The organism is Parasphingomonas frigoris (assembly GCF_036663815.1).
GTDB lineage: Bacteria > Pseudomonadota > Alphaproteobacteria > Sphingomonadales > Sphingomonadaceae > Sphingomonas.
This window is the reverse complement of record NZ_JAXOJQ010000059.1, coordinates 1-1,231: the sequence shown is the minus strand read 5'-3', so window position 1 is coordinate 1,231 and position 1,231 is coordinate 1. Positions and strand designations below refer to the sequence as shown.

1 protein-coding gene and 1 pseudogene are annotated in these 1,231 nt (G+C 61.1%); both read left to right on the top strand.

Annotated features, from left to right (window positions below):
- Positions 1-183: 183 nt before the first annotated feature.
- Positions 184-683, top strand: a pseudogene (locus U1872_RS22440) (transposase); the annotation flags it as partial.
- Between the two features lie 65 nt (positions 684-748).
- Positions 749-1,231 (top strand): IS110 family transposase (locus U1872_RS22435; RefSeq protein WP_332795075.1); only part of this gene is annotated, 483 nt, incomplete at its 3' end.

The window sequence follows — 1,231 nt, the reverse complement described above, 5'->3', positions numbered from 1 at the left end:
GCCCGACCATCCTGGTCGATGTGGACGGCGAAGCAGTCGAATACCCGAAGGCGGTGTCCGATCCGGTCGTCGGTGCCGAAATGAATGCCACGATCGCCAGCCCCTTGACGTCCCCCCGGTTTTTTAGTCCATTTTGAGCGAGAGTTTTCCGGCCTTGAGAAGCCTTCGGGCAAGGAGCTGGAAATGAAGAAATCTAGGTACACAGATGAGCAGATTGCCTTCGCGTTGAAGCAGGCAGAAACCGGTACGCCGGTGGCCGAAGTCATCAGGCGGATGGGGATTTCGGAGCAGACGTTCTACCGCTGGAAGAAGGTGTACGGCGGTCTCGGAGTTGGCGAGCTGAGGCGCCTGAAGCAGCTCGAGGATGAGAACCGGCAGTTAAAACAGCTGGTTGCCGACCTGAGCCTGGACAAGCACATCCTGCAGGACGTTCTGGGAAAAAAGCTCTGACGCCTGGACGACGGCGCGAACTCGTCGCGTACGTCCAGGCGTCCCATGGCGTAAGCGAGCGGCGCAGTTGCTCGGCGCTGGGCGTCGAGCGGTCGTCGGTGCGCTACATCTCGCACAAGCCGGACCAGACGCCGCTGGTGATGCGCATCCGTGATCTGGCGGCGACGCGAACGCGCTATGGCTATTTCCGGATCTACATCCTGCTGCGCAGGGAAGGATGGATCGTGAACCACATGGCGTAATTGGGAGAAGCGCTGCTCCGCGATAGCCTGTCGTCCCTTGAAGAGGAGGACGGAAGATGACCTGTTATGTTGGCCTGGACGTGTCGATGAAAGAGACTGCGATTTGCGTCGTGGATGAGGCGGGCACCCGCATCTGGGAAGGCAAGTCGCGAACGGACCCGGATGCCATCGCCGCGGTGTTGATGCGCAGGGCCGCCGGCGCTCTGAAGATCGGCATCGAGACTGGGCCGATGACGGTGTGGCTCTGGCATGCATTTACCGCACTCGAGCTTCCAATCGTGTGCCTTGATGCCAGACACGCTGCGGCCGCCTTGAAGCTGCAGATGAACAAGACGGACCGCAACGACGCGTTTGGCTTGGCACGGCTGGTCCGCTCGGGCTGGTACCGGCCAGTCGCTGTTCGCTCCATGGAGACGCATCGGCTGCGCGCGCTACTGATCACGCGAGATCAGCTGGTCGGCATGAGCACCGCGCTCATCAACAAGATCCGTGGGCTGGCGAAGACCTTCGGTATTCTGATCGGACCCGGCAAGGGTGGT